Raw genomic sequence first — 18,529 nt, forward strand, 5'->3', positions numbered from 1 at the left:
ACAGCCCTGAAGACGCGAGCCGCCGCGCTGCATTACACCGTTCGAGGCATCTCCAGGACGAACCGCGCCCCTCGCCCTTGCTTGGCCCCGAGGTACACCCTGCCCCCGTGCCTCCGCGCGATTTCCCGCACGATCGACAGACCGAGCCCCGCCCCCTGCCCTCGCTTCGCCTTCGCTCCCCGGAAAAATGGCTCGAAGAGCTGCTCGGCCTCCTCGGCGCGGACCCCCTCGCCAGCGTCCTCCACCGAGATACACCACACCTCGTCCGCCGCCTCGATCCCCACCACGATCATCGTCCCCCGCGGCGCGTGCGCCATTGCGTTCGACAGCAGGTTGTCGATCGCCTGCCGCGCCGTCTGCGCCTCGAACGCGGCCGGCGCCTCGTCCGGCAAGGAGAGCGAGATCGTCACGCCCCGCGCCTCCGCCTCCGCTTCACACGCCTCCGCCGCCTCCCGCACGAGCGCCGCGAGGTCACCCGCCTTCGCCTCCCACGTCACCTTGCCGAGCGCCGCGAGGTCGAGCAGCCGCGCGGCCAGGTTCGACAGGCGCGTCACCTCCCCGCGCGCCTCCGCGAGCGCCGCCCGGAGCTCCTCGGCGCTCCGCTCCTTGCGCAAGGCGAGGTCCATCTCGGTCCGCATCAATCCGAGCGGCGTCCGGAGCTCGTGCGCCGCATTCGCGATGAGCCGCTCCTGCGCGTCCCGCGCCACCCGCAGCCGCTCCATGGCCTCCGCCAGCGCGACGCGCAGATCGGCGATCTCGTCGCCCGTCGGATCCGGCGGCAAGCTCCACGAGAGCGCGCCGCCCCGGAGCTCCGGCAGTTGCGCCGTCATGTCGCCGATGCGCCGGCTCATCCGGCCCGCCTGCGCCCATTGCAAGAAAAACAGGAGCGCCGCCGCCGCCGCCACGAGCCCCAGCGTCGCTTGCCAGTAGAGCCGCATCGTCGCGTCGATCTCCGCGAGCGAGCTCTCCAGCGTCAGCACGTACGGCTCGCCCCAGGGCGCGCGGACCGCGACCACGAGCGACCGCACCCACCGCCCGTCCGAGGACAGATGCGTGGCGAGATGCGGCCCCTCCGCGCCGACGTCCTTCGCGGGTGGATCGGGGATCCAGCCATTCTCCGGGAAATACGAGACGAGCTTGCCCGCCCCGTCGTAGAGCCCCGCCATCGGCACGAAGGAGCGCACGTCGTCGGCGAGCGGCGATTTGCCGAGGTGCAAATGCGGCACCCCCGTCGGCCCGTCGAAGAGGCTCACGCTCTCCACCGCCGCCTGCGCGAGCAGCGCTCGATCCAGCGCGCCGAGCAAGCTCCCGCGGAACACCACGCCCGCCACGACCACCGCGAGCACCATCACGAGCGACGGCAAGGCCGCGCCAAAAAGGACGAGCCGCGCCCGGACCCTCACGCTTCGCCCCGCGGCGGCCGCGCCACGACCAGCCGATACCCCACGCCCCGCACGGCCTGGATCGTCACGGCGTCCCCCGAGACGCTGCGCAGCTTGCCCCGCAAATACCCCACGTACACGTCCACCACGTTTGGCGCCCCGTCGAACCCCGTCCCCCACACCGTGCCGAGCAGCTCCGTCCGCGTGAGCGCCTCCCCCGCGTGCCCCGCGAGCTCCGACAGGAGCGCGAACTCCCGCGCCGTCAGGCTCTCCTCGGCCCCGTCCCGCCCGATCACCCGGCGCCGCGCGTCGAGCGTGATCGGCCCGAGCCGCGTGAGCGCCTCGTGCCCCGCGCCTCTCCGGTGCAGGGCCTCGAGGCGCGCCACGAGCTCCTCGAAATCGAACGGTTTGACCAGGTAATCGTCCGCGCCGGCCCGCAGGCCCGTCACGCGCTCGCCCACCGTCCCGCGCGCCGTCAGGAGCAGGACCGGCGTCCGGAGCCCGCGCTCCCGCCACCGCCGCAGGAGCGAGACGCCATCCATCCCGGGCAACGACCAGTCCAGGATGATCACGTCGTAGGCGACCCCGAGGCCCTGCTCGAGCGCCTCGGTGCCGCTCTCGGCGAGGTCCACCTGATGCCCCTCCTCGCGCAGGCCGCGCTCGAGCAGGCGCGCCATCTTGGCCTCGTCCTCCACCACGAAGAGCTTCACGACGCCATCGTAGCGCCGGACGGGCCGTCCGGCGGCGGAGGCGCGGCGTTCGTCCCGCGCCGGCCCTTGCCGAGCCAGCCGTACAAGCTCGGCACGATGAGCAACGTCAAGAGCGTCGAGGTCACGAGCCCGCCCACGACCACGGTCGCGAGCGGCCGCTGCACCTCCGAGCCCACGCCCCGCGCGAGCATCATCGGCACGAACCCGAGCGCCGCCACGAGCGCCGTCATGAGCACCGGCCGCGCCCGCGACCGCGCCGCGTCCTCCGCCGCCTCCGCCGGGGTCAAACCCGCCGCCTCGTTCGCGAGCACGCGCGAGAGCAAGACCACGCCGTTCAGCACCGCCACGCCCGAGAGCGCGATGAACCCCACGGCCGCGGAGATCGACACCGGCATGTCGCGAATCGTGAGCGCCACCATCCCGCCCACGCAGGCGAACGGCACGTTCGTGAAGATCACGAGCGTGGGCTTCACCTTGCGGAACGCCGCGAAGAGCACGCCCAGGATGAGCAGCACCGCGGCCGGCACGACCAGGAGCAGCCGCCGCGACGCCTCCTGGAACGTCTCGTATTGCCCGCCCCAGACGAGCCGATACCCGCGCGGCGCAGGGACGGCGCGCTCCACGCGCGCCCGCGCCCGCGCCACGAGATCGCCGAGATCCGCGCCGCGCACGTTGAAGCCCACCACGATGCGACGCTCGCCGTCCTTGCGGCTCACGAGGCCCGGCGTCGGCAAGGTCTCGACCCTCGCGACACGCGCGAGCGGCACGAGCCCGCCGGCCGGCGTGGGCAAGCTCAGGCTCGGCAGGTCGAACGCGCCCGAGACGCCCCCGACCCGCAGCACCACCGGGATCCGCAGCGGACCGTCGTACGTCTCGCCGACCTCGATCCCGTTCTTCACCGCCTGCACCGCGTCCATCACCTCGCCCACGCCGAGGCCCACCTGGGACGCTTCGAGCGCCTTCGGCTCGACCTCGATGAGCGAGACGTCCGGCGGCGCGAGCACCTTCACGTCGGCCGCGCCCGGCTCGGCCTCGATCTCGGCCGCGACCTTCTCCGCGAGCGCGCGCAGCGTGGTGAGATCCGCCCCGTAGATGCTCACCGCCACGTCCGAGACCGCGCCGCCGAGCAGCTCGTTGAACCGCATCTGGATCGGCTGCGTGAACGAGGGATCCGCGCCCGGCGAGGCCGCGTCGATCGCGCGCTGGATCTCCTCGATCAGCGCCTCGCGCTCGAGCCCCGGCCGCCACGTGTCCCGCGGCGCGAGCGTGATGAACACGTCCGCTTGCTCGAGCCCCATGATGTCCGTCGCCACCGCGGGGCTGCCCACGCGCGAGACGACCTGCTGCACCTCGGGCACCGCACGCACGGCCGCTTCGAGCTTGCCCGCCTCGATCACCGCGGTCTCCAGGCTGATGTCGGGGGCGCGCGTCGTCTGCACCACGAGGTCGCCCTCGTCGAGCTGCGGCGCGAGCTCGCTGCCCGCGCGCACGAAGAGCACGAACCCCAGCGCGAACAGCGAGAGCGCGCTCGCGACCACGAGCCGGGGTCGTTTGACCACGAACGAAAGCGTGGGCCCGTAGATCCGGTCGATCCCCCGCACGAGCCACGGATCCCGCGCCGGCACGTCCTTCTTGCGGAGCACGAGGCTCATCGCCGCGGGCACGTACGTGAGCGACAGGAGGAGCGACGTGGAGAGCGCGAACACCACGGTCAGCGCCATCGGCCGGAACATCTTGCCGTCGACGCCCGTCATCGTGAGCACGGGCAGGTACACGATGAGGATGATCAGCACCGAGAAAAACACCGGCCTCGCGACCTCGGCGCACACGCGGCTCACCCACGAGATCCGCTCGGGACCACGCTCCGGCACGTCCTTCTGGTGCGAGGCGTGGAAGACGTGCTCGACCATCACCACGGCCCCGTCCACGACGAGGCCAAAATCGATGGCGCCGAGGCTCATCAGGTTGCCCGGGATCCCGAGCGCCACCATGCCCGAGAGCGCGCCGAGCATCGAGAGCGGGATCGCCGAGGCCACGAGCAGCCCCGCGCGCAGGCTCCCGAGCATCGCGAAGAGCACCACGCAGACGAGCAAGCCTCCTTCGAGCAAGCTCTTGCCCACCGTGCGCAGCGTGGCCCCGACGAGGTGGCTCCGGTCGTACACGACGCGGACCGAGACGTCCTCCGGCAGCGCCGCGCGCACCGCGGGCAAACGCGCGTGCAGCCGTTCCATCACGTCGAGCGCGTTGTCGCCCCGGAGCATCTGCACCATCACGTAAACGACCTCGCCGCGGCCGTCGGCCGTCGCCGCGCCGATCCTCGGCGACGCGCCCACGCGTAGCTCCGCCACGTCGGAGACACGCACGGCGCGCCCCTCCTGATCGAGCGGCGACACGATCGCGTGCCCGAGCTCGGAGGGATCCTTCGGCCGCGAGACGGCGCGCAGCAGCGCTTGCCCTCGCCCGAGCGGCAAGCTCGCCCCGGGCGCGCTGCCCGTCGATCGTTCGAGCGCCTCGCGCAGCGCGCCCAGCGTGATCTGCCGCTGCGAGAGCCGCGCCGGATCGGCCACGACCTCGATCGTGCGCCGCTCGCCGCCCCAGGCGTTCACCTCCACGACGCCCGGCACCGAACGCAGCAGCGGCGCCACGCGGGTCGTCGTGAGCTCCTGCAGCTCCGCGAGTGATCGCGACGGCGAGCTCAACGTGAAATGAAAAATCTCCCCGAGCCCGCCCGTCACCGGCCCGAGCTCGGGCGCGCCCACGCCGGGCGGCAACGAGCCCGCGACGGCCCCGATACGCTCCGAGACCATCTGCCGCGCGAGGTAGGGATCCACCGCGTCGTCGAAGACCACCGTCACCGACGAGATCCCGTAGCGCGACAAACTCCGGTGCTCCTCGAGCCCCGGCAGGCCGCCGAGCGCGAGCTCGATGGGCCGCGTGACCAGACGCTCGACCTCCTCGGGCGTCCGACCGGGCGCGCTCGTCAACACGAGCACCTGGTTGTTCGTGATGTCCGGCAGCGCGTCGAGCTCGATCCTCCGGCCGAGCAACGCCCCCACGATCGCGAGGACGAACGTCAACGCCACGACGACGACACGACGGCGGATCGACAGCCTGACGAGAGCCTCGATCAATCGACGTCTCCTCCGGGCGTGGGCAACACGCGCGACGCGTCCGCGGCCACCTCGTCCCCGGGGCGCAGATCCCCTTCGACGAGCGCGTCGGCCCCGGAGCTCGCGAGCACCTTCACGGGCAGCGGCGCCCCCGTCTTTCGCGAGAACACCACGGCCACGCCGTCCTTCAGCGTCACGGCCGCCGCGGGGATGGCCACCGCGCTCCCCGCGGGATCCGGCGTGACGCGCACCTTCCCCAGCGTTCCATGCGGCAAGGCGATCACCTCCGCGGGCTCGAACCACGCGGCCACCGTCCCGTCGCGCCCGCTCGTGCTCGGCGCCTCGCGCAGCAGCGTGAGCGCCGTGGTTTGTCCGAGCGGACCCACGAAGACGAACCTCGCGCCCGGCGGCGGCCGCTGCGAGAACCGCGCCTCCACCCGCGCCGCGCCGCCGCCCTCGATACGCGCGATCGGCGCGCCCGTCGGCTCGCGTGTCTCCCCGATCGCCGCGTCGATCTCGGTCACCACCCCGGCGACCGGGCTCTTCAGCGTCACCTTCCCGCCCGAGGCCACGAGCGCGGAGGCGTCCTTCGGCCCGAGCCCGGCGATCTTCAGCGTCGAGAGCGCGATCTGCTGCTCGGCGGTCGCGTCGGCCAGCAGGCCCTCGACCTCGGCGATCTCCGCGAGCTTCGTGAGCCCCTCCTTGCGGAGCGCCTCGAGCTGCGCCTTGCGTTTGCCCTGCGCCGCGAGCCGCGTGCCCGCCGCCACGTACGCGCCCGCCGCGCGCGCGAGCTCCGGCATCACCACGGTCGCGATCGCCGCGCCCTCCTCCACGCCCGCGCCGTGCTCGACGTGCACCTTCGTGATCCGCGCCGAGAACGGCGGCATCACCGCGCCCCGCGCCCCCGAGGGCGGCACGAGCTCGGCCGGCGCTTCGAGCAACGACAACCCGCCCGGCGCGCGCGCCTTCACCCACGGCGTCTCTGCGCTCTTCGGGCCCACGTCGAGGGCCGCCGCCTGCGGCGCCTCCTCGGGGCGCGAGCACGCGGCGAGCGTCGCCGCCACGAACATCCACGCCACGCGCGCCCTCATCGCGCCTTCTCCTGCTTCTTCCCGTCCTCGAGGGCCGAGAGCCAGAGCCACAACTTCACCCGCGCCCACGCGTTCGCCGCGCGCGCCCGCTCGAGCCGGCTCTGCGCGGCCGCGACGCTCCTCCGCGCCGTGATCACCTCGAGGATCGTCCCCTCGCCCGCCTCGAAAATCTTCACCCGCGCCGCGAGCCCCTCCGACAGCGCCGGCACGATCGCCCCGGCGAGCGTGTCCACGACGTCCTGCGTGTGCTCCACCTCGTGGATCGCCATCGCGAGATCCGCGGCCGCGTTCGCCGCTTCGCGCTTCGACTCGCCCTCGAGCTGCGCCGCGCGCGCGGCCATCACGCTGCGCTCGCGCTCGCCCCGATCGAACGCCGGCAGCGTGAGGCCGACGGCGCCGAACCCCACGAATCCCCCGGGCGAATCGCGCTGCACGAACACGCCGAGCGAGAGCGACGTCCCGCGCGCGGCCTTCTCCTCGGCCTCCCGCGCGCGCTCGACCCGGGCGGCGAGCGCCTTCTGCTGCACCGACGGCAGCGTCGCCGCGCGGCGCACCGCCTCGCGCAGGCTCGGCCTCGCGGGCAACGTGGGCGCCGGCAGATCTCCACGCGCGGCGAGTGGATCCGGGCCCGCGGCGAGCGCCCGCGAGAGCGTGAGCCCGCGCTCGAACACCTCGCCCTCGGCCCCGATGACGCCGAGCCGCGCCTCGGCGTGGTAGGCGCGCGCGTCGGCCGTGTCCGCCTTCGTCGCCGCCGAGGCCTGGGCCGCCTTCTCCACGAGCCGCGAGAACTGCCCGGCGAGCGCGGCCTCGCGCGTGGCCACGTCGAGCACGCGCGCGGCGGCCCAGAGGTCGATCCACGCCCGCGCCGCCTCGAGCCGCTGCGTGAGCGCGAGCGCGCGCGCCCCGGCCGAGAGCTCCTGTTCCTCGACCCGCGCCGCGGCCTTGCGGGCCGAGGACAACCCCGCGAGGTTCCACGATTGCGTCACGCTCGCCTGGAGCTCGACCCCCTGGTTCGGCGTCGGCAGGACGCGGAACCCCGGCTGCACGTAGAGCTGCGGGTTCTCCGTCATCGACGAGATACGGCTGCCGAGCGCGTGTTTTGCCTCCACCGCCCGCTCGGCGCCGCGCACGTCCGGCGTGGTGACGGAAAGGCCGATGGCCTCGTCGAACGAGACCACCTTCGGCGGCGGCGAGCCCGCGAGCGCGACATTGGCGACGATCGGGAGTGCGAGCCAGGAGCTCATGCGCCCAACCTAGCGCCGGGCCCCGGGAGAGATCCTGAGGTGGTCCTGAGAGAATTCTCAGAAAGTCGGTCGGGCTCGGCCCGATCTCAGGTCCGTCCGCGCATCGCCCAGGCGACGCCGCCCTGCAAATCGCGCCGCGTGACGATGTCTTTCATGTCGACGTCCTCGCTCACGAGCGACTGGGCGACCTCGGGCCGGATCCCGGTCAGGACCACGCCCGCGCCGAGGAGCTGCACCGCCTTCGCGATCTGGAGCAGCGAATTCGCCGCGTGGCTATCGACGAGCGGCACGCCCGTGACGTCGATGATGGCGACACGCGCCTGCGCCGACACGATTCGACCGAGCAGGTTCTCCATGATCTGGACCGTCCGCTCCGGGGTCAGCGCCCCGACGAGCGGCATCACCAGCACGTCGTCGCGGATCGGCACGATCGGCGTCGAGAGCTCCCGGATCGCGGCGGCTTGCGCCTCGAGCGCGTCCTTCAGGCGCTTGCGCTCGGTGATGACCTCCGTGAACATGAAGAGCCCGCCGATCTCACCGGCGCCGGTGCGCCACGGCATGACCTTCCACCGCAACCAATCGACGCTCCCGTCGGCGCGCGGGAATGGGTCCTCCTCGGACGACTCGGTCGCGCCGGCGAGGCAACGCTGGTGGATCTCCTTCCACCGCTCGGTGATCTCGGGGAAAACGTCGTAATGGCTCCGACCGAGGACGTCTCGGACCTCGACGCGGAGATCCGAGAGCCAGGCCTCGCTGGCCACCAGGTAACGTACGTTCGTATCGAAGAGCGCCGTCGCGGTGGGCGTGTGCTTCACGAACGCCTGCAGTTGCTCCTCGAGCTCACCCACCCGCGAACGCAGTCGCTCGACCTCTCGCGCCAGATCCCCGTCCCGTTCTCCCATCGGATCGCCTCCCCCGTACGGTTGATGCCCCCATACGGACGAATACCCGCGACGATCCGCCGCGTCAATGATCCATGTCACCGCGGCGAGAGCTTGGCCATCATCGCCGCGGCGAGCCCCGACAGCAGGCACGGCGCCACGCCGCCGCCGAATACGCCCGAGCCCGCGAGGAAGAGGCCCGTGACGGGCGTGCGCGTGCGGAACCCCTTGGGTCCCCATTGCGAGAGCGTCATCGCCGGGCCGAACGGCGCGCCCGCCGCGTTGCGCGTCCGATCCGCGGCCGTGAGCGGCGTGCCGCACGCCTTCACGACCACGTCGCCCACGAGCCCGGGGTAACGCGTATCGAGCTCCTCCAGCATCCACCGCGTGATCTCGTCGCGATACGCCGCGTGGGCGGGCCCTCGCTCGGCCTCGGGCAGCGATTGCCATTTGCGGAACTTGGCGTGGGGCACGTACGTGAGCACGACCAGCGACGAGCTGCCCTCCGGCGCGAGCGCGCCGCTCGGGTCCTTGATCGAGGTTGGCGAGACGAACAGCATCGGCCGCGCCGGGAGCTTCCCCGTGAATCGCGCGGAGAACCCCTCCTCGACGTCGTAGGACGGGTAGAGCCACACGTTCTGCGCCGAGAGCCCGCGCGCGCGCGCGTCGCCGCGCAGGCCGAGCCCGAGCTGGAACATCGCCATCGACGGCTCGATCACCGCCGCCTTGCGCCGGAGCGAGGTCGGGAGTTCGGCCGCGGAGACCAGCCTGCCCAGCGTGATCGTGGGATCGATGGCCGAGACCACGACGTCGGCCTCGATCCGCTCGCCCCCCGCGAGCACGACGCCGGTCACGCGCCCGCGCTCGGCCTCGATATGCTCGACGAGGGCCCGCGTCCGGAACCGCGCGCCCTTCGCCTCGGCCGCGCCCGCGAGCGCGTCGCGCAGGCCCCCGCCGCCGCCGCGCGGGAAAAACGCGCCGTCGCTGAAATGGGCCATGTAGAGCAGCGCCGCGAGCGCGACCACGCGCGAAGGCGGCAGGGCCCACGCGCCGGACTGGCCGCCGAGCACCGCGCGCAGGCGCGGATCCGTCACGCTCTGCTCGATGAGCTCGCGCAACGGCCGCTGGCTCCATTGCAAGAGCGCAGGCACGCCCGTGAGCGCGACCAGATCGGAGAGGACGGGCCGGCCGAGGATGTTCCGGGCGAGCGCCTCGTGCATCCGCGCCGCGCCGTCGAGCAGCCCGAAGAAATGGCGCAAGCCCCTCGTTTCGCCCGGAAAAAGCGCGGTGAGGCGCTCGCGGTAGGCGGCGAGGGGGCGGCAAACCCGGATATCGAGGTCGGGAAATCGGTAGAGGTCGAATGCGTCCGGATCGAGCTCGTGGAAGAGCTCGGCCGCGTCGACGCCGAGGGCCTCGAGCAGCTCGTGGACGAGCTGACCGGGGCGGCAGGCGCCGACGTAGTGCAGCCCCTGGTCGAAGACGAATCCGTCCCGCGAGAAGGGCGCGAGGTAGCCGCCGATCTCGGCGCTCGCGTCGAGGGCGAGCACGTCGAAGCCGTCCCTGGCGAGGAACGCCGCGGACGCGAGCCCGCCCGTGCCGGTGCCGATGACGATCGCGCGACGCGTGGAGGACATGATGCTGCGCGGAAGGGTACACCCGCCCGCCGGCCGGGGCGAGGAAAACGAATCACGCGCACGCGGGGAGACTACCCGGGAGCCATGTTCTCCCGGCATGCCGATATCTCTTCGCCCGCATCCGCCCGCGCGCCTTGACAGCGCTTCGAGCGGCGCCCTAGCATCCGAGGTTTGGGGGATTCGAAGGGGGAGCGGGAGACTTCGTGAAAGAAAAACGATTGGAAGGGCCGGCGGAGTCCGTGAGCGGCGGGGCGGATCCGTACCGACGCCTCTTCGAGGTGGCCCCCGCGCTCCTGGGTATTGCCTCGGCAGAAGGTTATCTCGAGGAGCTCTCGCCGTCGTGGGAGCAAACCCTCGGCCACACGCGCGAGGAGCTCCGCGCGTCTCCGTTCCTCTCCTTCGTGCATCCGGACGACCAGGCGAAGACCCTCGAGATGACCACGAGGGCCGAGCGATCCGTCGTGCTGAACTTCCAGAATCGATATCGGTGCAAGGACGGCAGCTACCGGTGGATCGACTGGACGAGCGTGCCCACCGACGGACGCGTGTACTTCGTGGCGCGGGACGTCACCGATCGATACCTGCTCGAAGAGGAGCTCCGGGCGTCGCAGCGCGAGCTCGAGGCGAGGTACGAGCAGCTCGAGCAGGAGATGGGCGAGCGCCGCCAGGCCGAGGCGGCCCTCCATGAACAAAACGAGGCGGTCCGCGCGCTCTCGGCGCCGATCCTGCAGGTCGCCGAGGGCGTCCTCCTCTTGCCCGTCATCGGGCAAATCGACGCCCGGCGCGCCGGCATGATGATGGGCAAGCTGCTCGAATCCATCGTGCAATCGGCGGCCGGCGTGACGATCCTCGATCTCACGGGTGTCGCCGCCATGGACGCGGAGACGGGCTCACACGTCTTTTCCCTCGTCCACGCGGCGCGGCTCCTCGGCAGCGAATGCCTCGTCTCCGGCATCCGGCCCGCCATCGCCACGACGATGGTGGAGCTCGGAATCGACACGAGCAGCCTGCGCACGTTCGGCACCCTCGCCGCGGCGCTCTCCCACGCCCTCGGGCTCCGGACGGCTCGCCAGCGCTAGAAAAACCGAGGACGGCCTCGCTCAGCGAGGCGCGCCGCTCGCCGAGGGCAGGGGCGCGGGGGCGGCGGACGGCGGGGCGCTCGCGGAGGCCGACGCGCTCGCGGAGGCGGCGGCGGCGTTCATCTTCGCGCGGACCGAGAGCCGCATCGCCACGATGGTCCCGGCGATCGCGGTGGACACGACCACGATGACGACGACGAGGATCTTCCCCGTCGATCCGCCGGACGGCCCAGGCGCGGGCGTGGGCGGCGAGGTGCGGGGCGAGGGCGAGGGCGTTTCCATGCGGGGCGTTCTATATCGTCCGATCCGCGGCGAGGCAACGAGCGGCGCGAGAACCTGCCATCGGCTTGACGAGCCCGGCGGGCGGGCGTCTCCTACCCGCATGTCGAACCAAGGTCTCGCCGAGCTCATCACCTATCTTCGAGCCAATGCCCCCACGAGCACCACGCCCGCCGATATGCGCGCCTGGTTCGTGTCGATGATGCGTGTCACGCCCCCGCCTGCCGAGGCGCGCCTCGAGCCGTCCGCGTGTGACGTGCCCGCCTCGTGGATCACGCCGCCGGGCGTGGATCCGGGCCGCGTGCTCCTGTACCTGCACGGCGGCGGTTACATCATCGGCTCGCCCGAGACACACCTCGAGACGATCTTCCGGCTGGCGCAGGCCTCCGGCGCGCGCGCGCTCGCCGTCGATTATCGCCTCGCGCCCGAGCACGCCTGGCCGGCCTGCCGCGAGGACGCCGTGGCCGCGTATCGGTGGCTCCTCGCGCAGGGCGTCGCGCCTTCCCGCGTCGCAATCGCCGGCGATTCGGCGGGCGGCGGCCTCACGCTCTCCACGCTCCTCGCGCTGCGCGACGCCGGCCTGCCGCTGCCTGCCTGCGCGGCCTTCCTCTCGCCGTGGGTCGATTTCACCCTCTCCGGGCCGTCCAGCAAGACGAACGGCGCGCAGGATCCCCTCGTCGATCCGAGCAACCTGGCCCTGATGGCCGGCGCCGTCCTCCAGGGTAACGATCCGGCGAAGAGCTCGCCGCTCTTCGCGGAGCTCGGCGGATTGCCGCCCCTCTTCGTGCAGGTGGGCACGGCCGAGGTGCTGCTCGACGATTCGCACAGGCTCGTCGACCGGGTGAAGGCCGCGGGCGGCGAGGCCGTGCTCGACGCGTGGCAACACATGATCCACGGCTTCCAGGCGTTCCCGACGTTCCTGCCGGAGGCGATCGGGGCGACGGCCCGCGCGGGGGAGTTCCTCCGGTCGAAGCTCGCGTGATCACGCAACGTCGCGCCTGCGTGATCACGTGACCGTGTTCTTGCGTGATCACGCAACACGCGTGCGGCGCGGCTCGTGGACAAAATGCAAAAAAGCCGAGCGGTCGTGGGACCGCTCGGCGGGGGTGTGGGTGGCTATCGAATGGCCGTTCAGGCCATGATGTCAGCAGAGAAGAAAGAACGTGACCCGCGCGAAGTCGCCGCGTTGCTCCTCGGCGCTGACGCGGACGAGATCCCCGGCGGAGCTCGGGATGGCGCGTGCGCCGGCCGGCTGGAGCTCGAGCTTCGTGTTGATGAGATCGGTCGACTTCTTTCCGATACAGTACTTGCCCTGGTTGGTCATCATCACGGCGTTGAGCTGCTCCTTCAGATCACCGAGGGACGCTCCTTTCCACCGGGACACCTCGAGCTCCTCCTTTCCTTTCACGCGCTCGAAGAAGACGAGCTCGGCGCCCTTGTCCGTCTCGACCGTGTAGAGGTAAAGCCTCCGGTCGTGGATCGGCAGATTCGCCGCGCTCACCTTCCTGGCGAGCTCCTCTCCGCTGCCGTAGAACGTATGCGACTCGGGGGTGCGCGAGACGAGCGCGCAAGCGACCGGATCGGCCACCTCCGCGTACGCGATGCCGCTCGGAGCGAGCATCGCCGCGGCCAAAACCCACTTCATGATCTGGGGGGAAACGTGCATTGACTCCTCCTCGGATGTCGACCCATTGGGCCGTACGCGCTCCCCATTCGCAAGGCACATGCCACCGCGGACATATCCCGACGCCTTCGACCGACCCCAGCGCGCCGCTGCTTCGGTCTCTCCGCTCGACGGGAGGAAGGGCGCATGCATGCTGGAGCGCGAGAGGAGGCGGGTGATGGGTTTCGATTTCGAGGAGGCGAGGCGGAGCTGGGACGCGCATGCGGAGAAGGAGGAGGCGTGGCTGCGCTCGCCTTCGGTCAACCGAGCGCTGCGCATTCGTGAAATCGAGCGGCGCCTCGACGGCGTGCGGACGATCCTGGACGTCGGCGGCGGTACGGGCGCCTTCTCGCTCCCCCTCGCGCAGCGGGGGTTCGAGGTCGTCCACGTCGATTTCTCGCCGGCCATGCTGGACATCGCGCGCCGCAAGGCGGGCGGGGCGGGCAACATCCGGTTCGTGGAGGCCAACGCGGTGGATCTCTCGATGTTCGCGGATCGATCGTTCGACCTCGTGCTGAACATGGACGGCCCGATCTCGGCGTCCGGCGCGGAGGCGCCGCGCGTGCTCGGCGAGAGCTGTCGCGTGGCGCGACGAACGCTGATCGTGACGGCGGCCCACGGCGCGTGGGCGTTTTTGCGGAGGGTGCGTGGTCGTCCCATTGAGGCGGAGATACGCACGTTCCTGGCCGCAGAGCTCCGGGAGACGCTCGAGGCGCACGGAATGACGGTGCTCCGCGCCGGGGGGCTCGGCTCGCTCGCGCATCTGTGCGGGGACGATTTCGTGAAGGGCGTGCTGGCGGACGCGGGGCGGGTGGAGGCGTTCCTGGACGAATGCGAGCGGTTCGATGCGGAGGTGTTGCCAGAGGGACCGGGGACCAATGACGATACGGGGCTGATCGGGGTCGCGGAGCGCGGGTAGGGCTCGAGGGATACGGCGTGGCGTGATGAACGCCCGGCGTATGAAACGTCCGAGAGGGAAGAGCGCTTCTGGGTGGCCTTGGCAGACATGGTCGTGGTAGGGAAGACTTCAACGAGGAACCGTGTCGCCATGTTGCTGCAGTTCGCCGTCGAGAACTTCCTGTCCTTCCGAGAACCGATGACGCTGAGCTTGCTTGCGACACCAGGTGTCGAGCACGACGCTCGGCAGGTGCTCGCCGGGCCAGAAGAGCGAGAAGTTCTCCGCTGTGCAGCGATCTACGGAGCGAATGCTTCTGGGAAGTCGAACCTGGTCAAGGCCATCGAGTTCGCAAGGCGCCTGATCCTGACGGGTACGCGGAGCGCGGAGCCGATTGGAGTGAGGCCGTTCAAGCTGGACGAAGCTTGTCGCAATGCTCCTTCACGGTTCGAGCTCGAGATTGGCGCAGGAAAATCACGTTACTCGTACGGCTTCGAGGTGTCAGAAAGGCGTGTTCATAGTGAGTGGCTGTTCGTTGCCACGGATGGCACCGAGGCGAAACTGTTCGAGCGGAGCACGGATGAGACCGACGCGTCCAGCATCGAGATCGGTGACGCATTGTGCTCCAGTGATCACAGACGCCAATTCTTGAATTTCGTCGCGGAGGGTACGCGACCCAATCAGCTTTTTTTATGCGAAGCCAACGAGCGCAACGCGACGGAATTCAGCCAGCTCATTTCGAGCGTTCGCGAGTTGATGGTCATATCACCAGTGACCCGGGCGAGACAGCTGGGGCACAGACTCGACGTCGACGAGTCTTTTCGCACGTTCATGGGTTCCCTGATGTATGCGGCGGGCACTGGCATCGAAGAGCTGCGCGTCGAGCGCATCGACCCGGACGACATCGATCCGATGACCACGATGCAGATCGCCCTTCGTGGTGAAACGGTCAACGAGATATCGGCGCATACCGCCGGCCCGGTGGTGCTCGCGTTTCTACAGATAAAGTTCGCGCATCGCGATCGGGATGGGAAGCAGGTTCTCTTCTCGGCGGAGGAAGAGTCCGACGGTACCAGGCGATTGCTTCATCTCGGCCCATCGATTTATCGTGACGGCTTCTGTTACGTCATCGACGAGCTGGAGCGTAGCCTGCACCCGCTCCTCACGCGTATGTTCTTGGAACGTTTCCTTGCGCAGGGAGCGATCCCTGACGCCACGCCGAGTCAGCTCATCTTCACCACACACGACACCAACCTGCTCGACCTGTCCCTCTTGAGCCGCGACTCCATCTGGTTCACCGAAAAAGACCCCAGTGGCGCCAGCACACTTTATTCGCTCGCGGACTTCAATCCCGAGCAGTTGGCGGACCTCGGAAAAAATCTCGAAAATGGATACCTGCAAGGGCGGTTCGGAGCGATCCCCTTCTTCGGCAATCTCACGCGACTGATCTCTCAAGGCGGCAGGGGGAGTTGAAGATGGTCCACAAGATCCGACGCATGGGCCTCGTTCAACGCACCATCGGGGCGCGCAGCGCGCAGCTCTACGTCGTCGCGACGGAAGATACGCATGCTGCCGCTCAATACCTCCACGCGCTCCAGGAAAACAACCTCGTCGACCGATCGCGCGTGCGTATCATCGTGCTCCCCACCGACGAGGGACGTGGCGCGCCCACGCATCTGCTCGAACGGCTGACCGAGTATCGCAGCGGGCTCGATCGGTGCCTCGACGAGGACGAGTTCTGGGCTGTCTTCGACGTCGATCACCATCGGAGCAAGGAGCTCTCTGATTTCGCGATGCGCGCCAGACAAAAAGGCTTCGATATCGCCGGTAGCAATCCGTGCTTCGAGCTCTGGCTACTCCTGCACGAAACCGAGGACACGTCGGCGGTCGTTACACACGCGGAGGATGCGCGAGCCGCCACGCTGTGTGAAAAGGAGCTGCGGCGTGTACTCGGACAATACAACAAGAAGGGCATCGACACGTCGCGAATTTCGCGCGAGACGGTCGCTACGGCGGTCGCCCGTAGTGCAGCGATGGATGACGGGGCGCCATGGCCCAGCCAGGTCGGCACGCACGTACATCGCCTCGTGAAGCGCCTCCCACCCCCCGCTGTTCACGCTCCCTCGTCGCCCTGAAAGGTATTTCACTGGCGTCGCGAGCGGCTCGTCAAGGGCGTGCTGGCAGATGCGGTGAGTGGATCCGTTCCTCGCAATCGCCGAGCGCGGGTAGCGCCGGGCGCCGACGTCAGCCGAGCGGCTCGTGGTGATCGTGCGCGATGACCCCGCGCTTCCAGTGCCCCGAGGCGTGCACGCGTCCGCGCGCCCAGCCGAGCTCGCGCACGAGCAAGCGCATCACCGCGGCGGTCTCGGAGGCCTCGCCCGCGAGCCAGGCGAAACCCTCCCCTGTTTCGGGTAGCTCGGCCGCGCGCACGATATCCACGAGCCGCTTCGTTATCTCCCCGGCTCCGCCCGCGTCCGCGCGATAGACCCAGCGGGTCTCCACGCCCGCCCGGACAAGCTCGGGCCACGCGGCCTGATCCTTCGTGTCCTCCACGAGCGCCACCACGAAATTGCGCACGGCCGGCGGCGTCTCCTCGATACGACGTGTCATCTCCGGCAGCGCCGTCTCGTCGCCGACGAAGAGCTGCCACGCCGGCTGCAATCGGAGCAGGCGTGATCCACGCGGCCCGGCGAGGCCGAGCACGTCCCCCGGCGTCGCGCGCGCCGCCCAGGAAGAGGCGACGCCATGCGCATGCAACAAGAAATCGACGTCGATGGTATCCACGTGCCGCGCCCGGACGGTGTAATCACGCGCGATCGGACGCGCGCCCGGCGGCGGTCGAATCTCGCCGCGCTCGTCGACGACGGGCAAGACGGGCTCGGACTGTCCCTCGGCGGGGAACAAGAGCTTCACGTGGTCCTCGGGCGCGAGGGACACGAAGCCCTCGAGCTCGGGGCCGCCGAGCGTGATGCGGCGCATGCGCGGCGAGAGATCACGGACGCGGGCGACGGTCAAACGGCGGACCTTCAGGGGGTGACGAACGAGGTCGAAGGGTGTGTCTTCACGGTTCATGGGAGAGGCTCGGAGTCATGCAGGAGAGGTCGAGGGGGACCAATAGGGATCTTGGACGACGGTCCGGATGGCTGCGCTGAGCTTCGGCTCGATGCGCTTCCGCTCCGCGGCGTGAAGCTCGGACAAGGACTGGCGGATTTTCATCGCGAGATGCCGGAAGCGAAATCGATCGGGCCCGTTGTAGTTCATCCCGGGACGACAGCGAGCTTGCTTCGCTGCTTCGTCGCGCATGGGCGCGAAGAACGACATGCTCGCCACGAGCGCATCGCAGACGGGCTCGTTCCTTTGCGGGTGAAGGGCCGCGAGGAGGAGGAGCATCGCGAATGGATCTTCACTCGCCCCCCAGGCGGCCTCGACCGTGGCGCGATCGGCTCCCGGGTCCTGAGGCGAAGCCCACCACCCACCACGACAACGCAGGGCCTCCATCAACTCGGAAAGAACCGCCGTGCTCACGTCGATCCAGTAACCCGCCGGGGCGACACGAGCAAGCTCCTCATTTTTTTGCCCATCCGTTGGAGCCCTTGGTAAGACTGCCGCCTCTCCAAGGAGCACATACCCCATGGAAATGCCCGGCGAAGACACTTCGCCCAAAGCTTATCCGCCGAAGAGCGCCTATTCGATCTCGCGCGCCGCTGCCGATCCGAAGACCGCGGGCCTCGAAAAGGACCTGGAGGCGGCGCACGTCGATCTCAAGAAGGCGCTCCGCGAGCAGGAGGACCTCGAGGAGCAGGTGCAGAGGAAGTCTGCCATTCTCGACGTGTGTGACGAATACCTCGACGACGACATCGGGGGCTTCCAGCTCGGCCTGCTCACGATCGTGGACAAGAATCGCGAGGCGCCGAAGTACCTCCGGTATTTCCCCAAGGGCCTGCGCGAGGTCACGACCGCCGAGCCCCGCAAGGAGGAGCCCGAGATCGTCGAGCAAATGCTCGAAGCCATGGTCGAGGACCAGGCGGATCCGGAGCTCGGGCCCCTCGTCACGACCTGGATGCCGAAGCTCTCGGCCTCCCGCGCCAAGGTCCTCGCGGCCAGCGAGGACCTCACCATCTCCGAGAAGCAGCTCGCCTTCCTGAACGAAAAAACGCTGCCCGCCCTCATGGCCGCCTGGCGCACGGCTTACAAAACACTCGAAGGTAAGCTCACCGCCGTCTACGCGTCGAACCCGAAGAAGGTCGACCGCTTCTTCAAGCCGTTCCGGAAGCCCCGGAAGAGTAAGAAAACCGACACCTGAACGCGTCGAACGCGTCCGAAGGTCGCTTCGCGCGCGCCTGACACGTGTCGGGCGGCGTCGAACCGACCTTCGCGCGTGTTCTACACGCGTCAGACGAGGCCGAAGCCGCCTTCGCGCGCGCCTGGCGCGTGTCGGGCGGGTCCGAACGAGCCTTCGCGCGCGCTCTACACGTGCAGGATCGCGCCGAACGAGCCTTCGCGCGCGTTCTACACGCGTCGGGTGACGCCGAAGGCGCCTTCGTGCACGTCTGGCACGTGT

At 69.8% G+C, this 18,529-nt stretch carries 17 protein-coding genes; 6 read left to right on the forward strand and 11 right to left on the reverse strand.

Annotation, left to right across the window (positions count from 1 at the left end):
- Positions 1 to 32: 32 nt before the first annotated feature.
- From GF068_RS46855 to GF068_RS03470, 7 genes are all read right to left on the reverse strand, one after another.
- Positions 33 to 1,403 (reverse strand): ATP-binding protein, encoded by a 1,371-nt coding sequence (locus tag GF068_RS46855; protein ID WP_153817826.1) that lies wholly within the window; start codon positions 1,401 to 1,403, stop codon positions 33 to 35.
- Positions 1,400 to 2,092, reverse strand: coding sequence for a response regulator transcription factor (locus GF068_RS03445; RefSeq protein WP_338046199.1), 693 nt, complete (start codon positions 2,090 to 2,092; stop codon positions 1,400 to 1,402). The genes GF068_RS46855 and GF068_RS03445 overlap by 4 nt, the downstream gene beginning before the upstream one ends.
- Positions 2,089 to 5,223, reverse strand: coding sequence for an efflux RND transporter permease subunit (locus GF068_RS03450; protein ID WP_153817827.1), 3,135 nt, complete (start codon positions 5,221 to 5,223; stop codon positions 2,089 to 2,091). The genes GF068_RS03445 and GF068_RS03450 overlap by 4 nt, the downstream gene beginning before the upstream one ends.
- Positions 5,220 to 6,293, reverse strand: a complete 1,074-nt coding sequence (locus GF068_RS03455; RefSeq protein ID WP_153817828.1) for an efflux RND transporter periplasmic adaptor subunit — start codon at positions 6,291 to 6,293, stop codon at positions 5,220 to 5,222. Before GF068_RS03455 ends, GF068_RS03450 begins: the two co-directional genes overlap by 4 nt.
- Positions 6,290 to 7,537 carry a TolC family protein gene (locus GF068_RS03460; RefSeq protein ID WP_153817829.1) on the reverse strand — a complete coding sequence of 416 codons (1,248 nt, stop codon included), beginning with the start codon at positions 7,535 to 7,537 and terminating at the stop codon, positions 6,290 to 6,292. The genes GF068_RS03455 and GF068_RS03460 overlap by 4 nt, the downstream gene beginning before the upstream one ends.
- Positions 7,538 to 7,623: 86 nt before the next feature.
- A complete protein-coding gene (locus GF068_RS03465) occupies positions 7,624 to 8,439 on the reverse strand; it encodes a PAS domain-containing protein (RefSeq protein ID WP_153817830.1) in 816 nt (271 codons plus the stop codon).
- A gap of 77 nt (positions 8,440 to 8,516) precedes the next feature.
- Positions 8,517 to 10,052 carry a phytoene desaturase family protein gene (locus GF068_RS03470; RefSeq protein ID WP_170319281.1) on the reverse strand — a complete coding sequence of 512 codons (1,536 nt, stop codon included), beginning with the start codon at positions 10,050 to 10,052 and terminating at the stop codon, positions 8,517 to 8,519.
- Positions 10,053 to 10,255: 203 nt separating this feature from the next.
- On the opposite strand from GF068_RS03470, the gene GF068_RS03475 reads away from it, so the two are divergent.
- Positions 10,256 to 11,131, forward strand: a complete 876-nt coding sequence (locus GF068_RS03475) for a PAS domain S-box protein (protein ID WP_338046200.1) — start codon at positions 10,256 to 10,258, stop codon at positions 11,129 to 11,131.
- 21 nt (positions 11,132 to 11,152) lie between these two features.
- Here GF068_RS03475 and GF068_RS43320 read toward each other — a convergent pair whose 3' ends face one another.
- Positions 11,153 to 11,413 carry a hypothetical protein gene (locus GF068_RS43320; protein WP_170319282.1) on the reverse strand — a complete coding sequence of 87 codons (261 nt, stop codon included), beginning with the start codon at positions 11,411 to 11,413 and terminating at the stop codon, positions 11,153 to 11,155.
- Positions 11,414 to 11,513: 100 nt separating this feature from the next.
- On the opposite strand from GF068_RS43320, the gene GF068_RS03480 reads away from it, so the two are divergent.
- Entirely contained in the window at positions 11,514 to 12,392 is an 879-nt protein-coding gene (locus tag GF068_RS03480; RefSeq protein ID WP_170319283.1) for an alpha/beta hydrolase, read from the forward strand.
- Between the two features lie 162 nt (positions 12,393 to 12,554).
- Here the strand turns inward: GF068_RS03480 and GF068_RS03485 are convergent, their stop codons facing one another.
- Positions 12,555 to 13,076: a hypothetical protein gene (locus GF068_RS03485; protein WP_170319284.1), complete on the reverse strand. Its 522-nt coding sequence runs from the start codon at positions 13,074 to 13,076 to the stop codon at positions 12,555 to 12,557.
- 175 nt (positions 13,077 to 13,251) lie between these two features.
- On the opposite strand from GF068_RS03485, the gene GF068_RS03490 reads away from it, so the two are divergent.
- The 3 genes from GF068_RS03490 to GF068_RS03500 all read left to right on the forward strand — a co-directional run bounded on the left by GF068_RS03490 (position 13,252) and on the right by GF068_RS03500 (position 16,103).
- Entirely contained in the window at positions 13,252 to 13,992 is a 741-nt protein-coding gene (locus GF068_RS03490) for a class I SAM-dependent methyltransferase (protein ID WP_170319285.1), read from the forward strand.
- A gap of 129 nt (positions 13,993 to 14,121) precedes the next feature.
- The gene (locus GF068_RS03495; protein WP_170319286.1) at positions 14,122 to 15,441 is read left to right on the forward strand and encodes an AAA family ATPase; all 1,320 of its coding nucleotides are present in this window, start codon (positions 14,122 to 14,124) and stop codon (positions 15,439 to 15,441) included.
- Between the two features lie 23 nt (positions 15,442 to 15,464).
- Positions 15,465 to 16,103 carry an RloB family protein gene (locus GF068_RS03500; protein WP_240806671.1) on the forward strand — a complete coding sequence of 213 codons (639 nt, stop codon included), beginning with the start codon at positions 15,465 to 15,467 and terminating at the stop codon, positions 16,101 to 16,103.
- 109 nt (positions 16,104 to 16,212) lie between these two features.
- On the opposite strand, the gene GF068_RS03505 is transcribed toward GF068_RS03500, so the two are convergent.
- A complete protein-coding gene (locus GF068_RS03505) occupies positions 16,213 to 17,040 on the reverse strand; it encodes a siderophore-interacting protein (protein WP_153817837.1) in 828 nt (275 codons plus the stop codon).
- A 15-nt stretch (positions 17,041 to 17,055) separates the two neighbouring features.
- Positions 17,056 to 17,622 carry a hypothetical protein gene (locus GF068_RS03510; protein WP_153817838.1) on the reverse strand — a complete coding sequence of 189 codons (567 nt, stop codon included), beginning with the start codon at positions 17,620 to 17,622 and terminating at the stop codon, positions 17,056 to 17,058.
- Here GF068_RS03510 and GF068_RS03515 point away from each other — a divergent pair.
- Entirely contained in the window at positions 17,600 to 18,271 is a 672-nt protein-coding gene (locus GF068_RS03515; protein ID WP_153817839.1) for a hypothetical protein, read from the forward strand. The genes GF068_RS03510 and GF068_RS03515 overlap by 23 nt on opposite strands.
- The last annotated feature ends 258 nt before the right edge of the window (positions 18,272 to 18,529 follow it).

Origin of the sequence: Polyangium spumosum (genome assembly GCF_009649845.1) — a bacterium.
GTDB lineage: Bacteria > Myxococcota_A > Polyangia > Polyangiales > Polyangiaceae > Polyangium > Polyangium spumosum.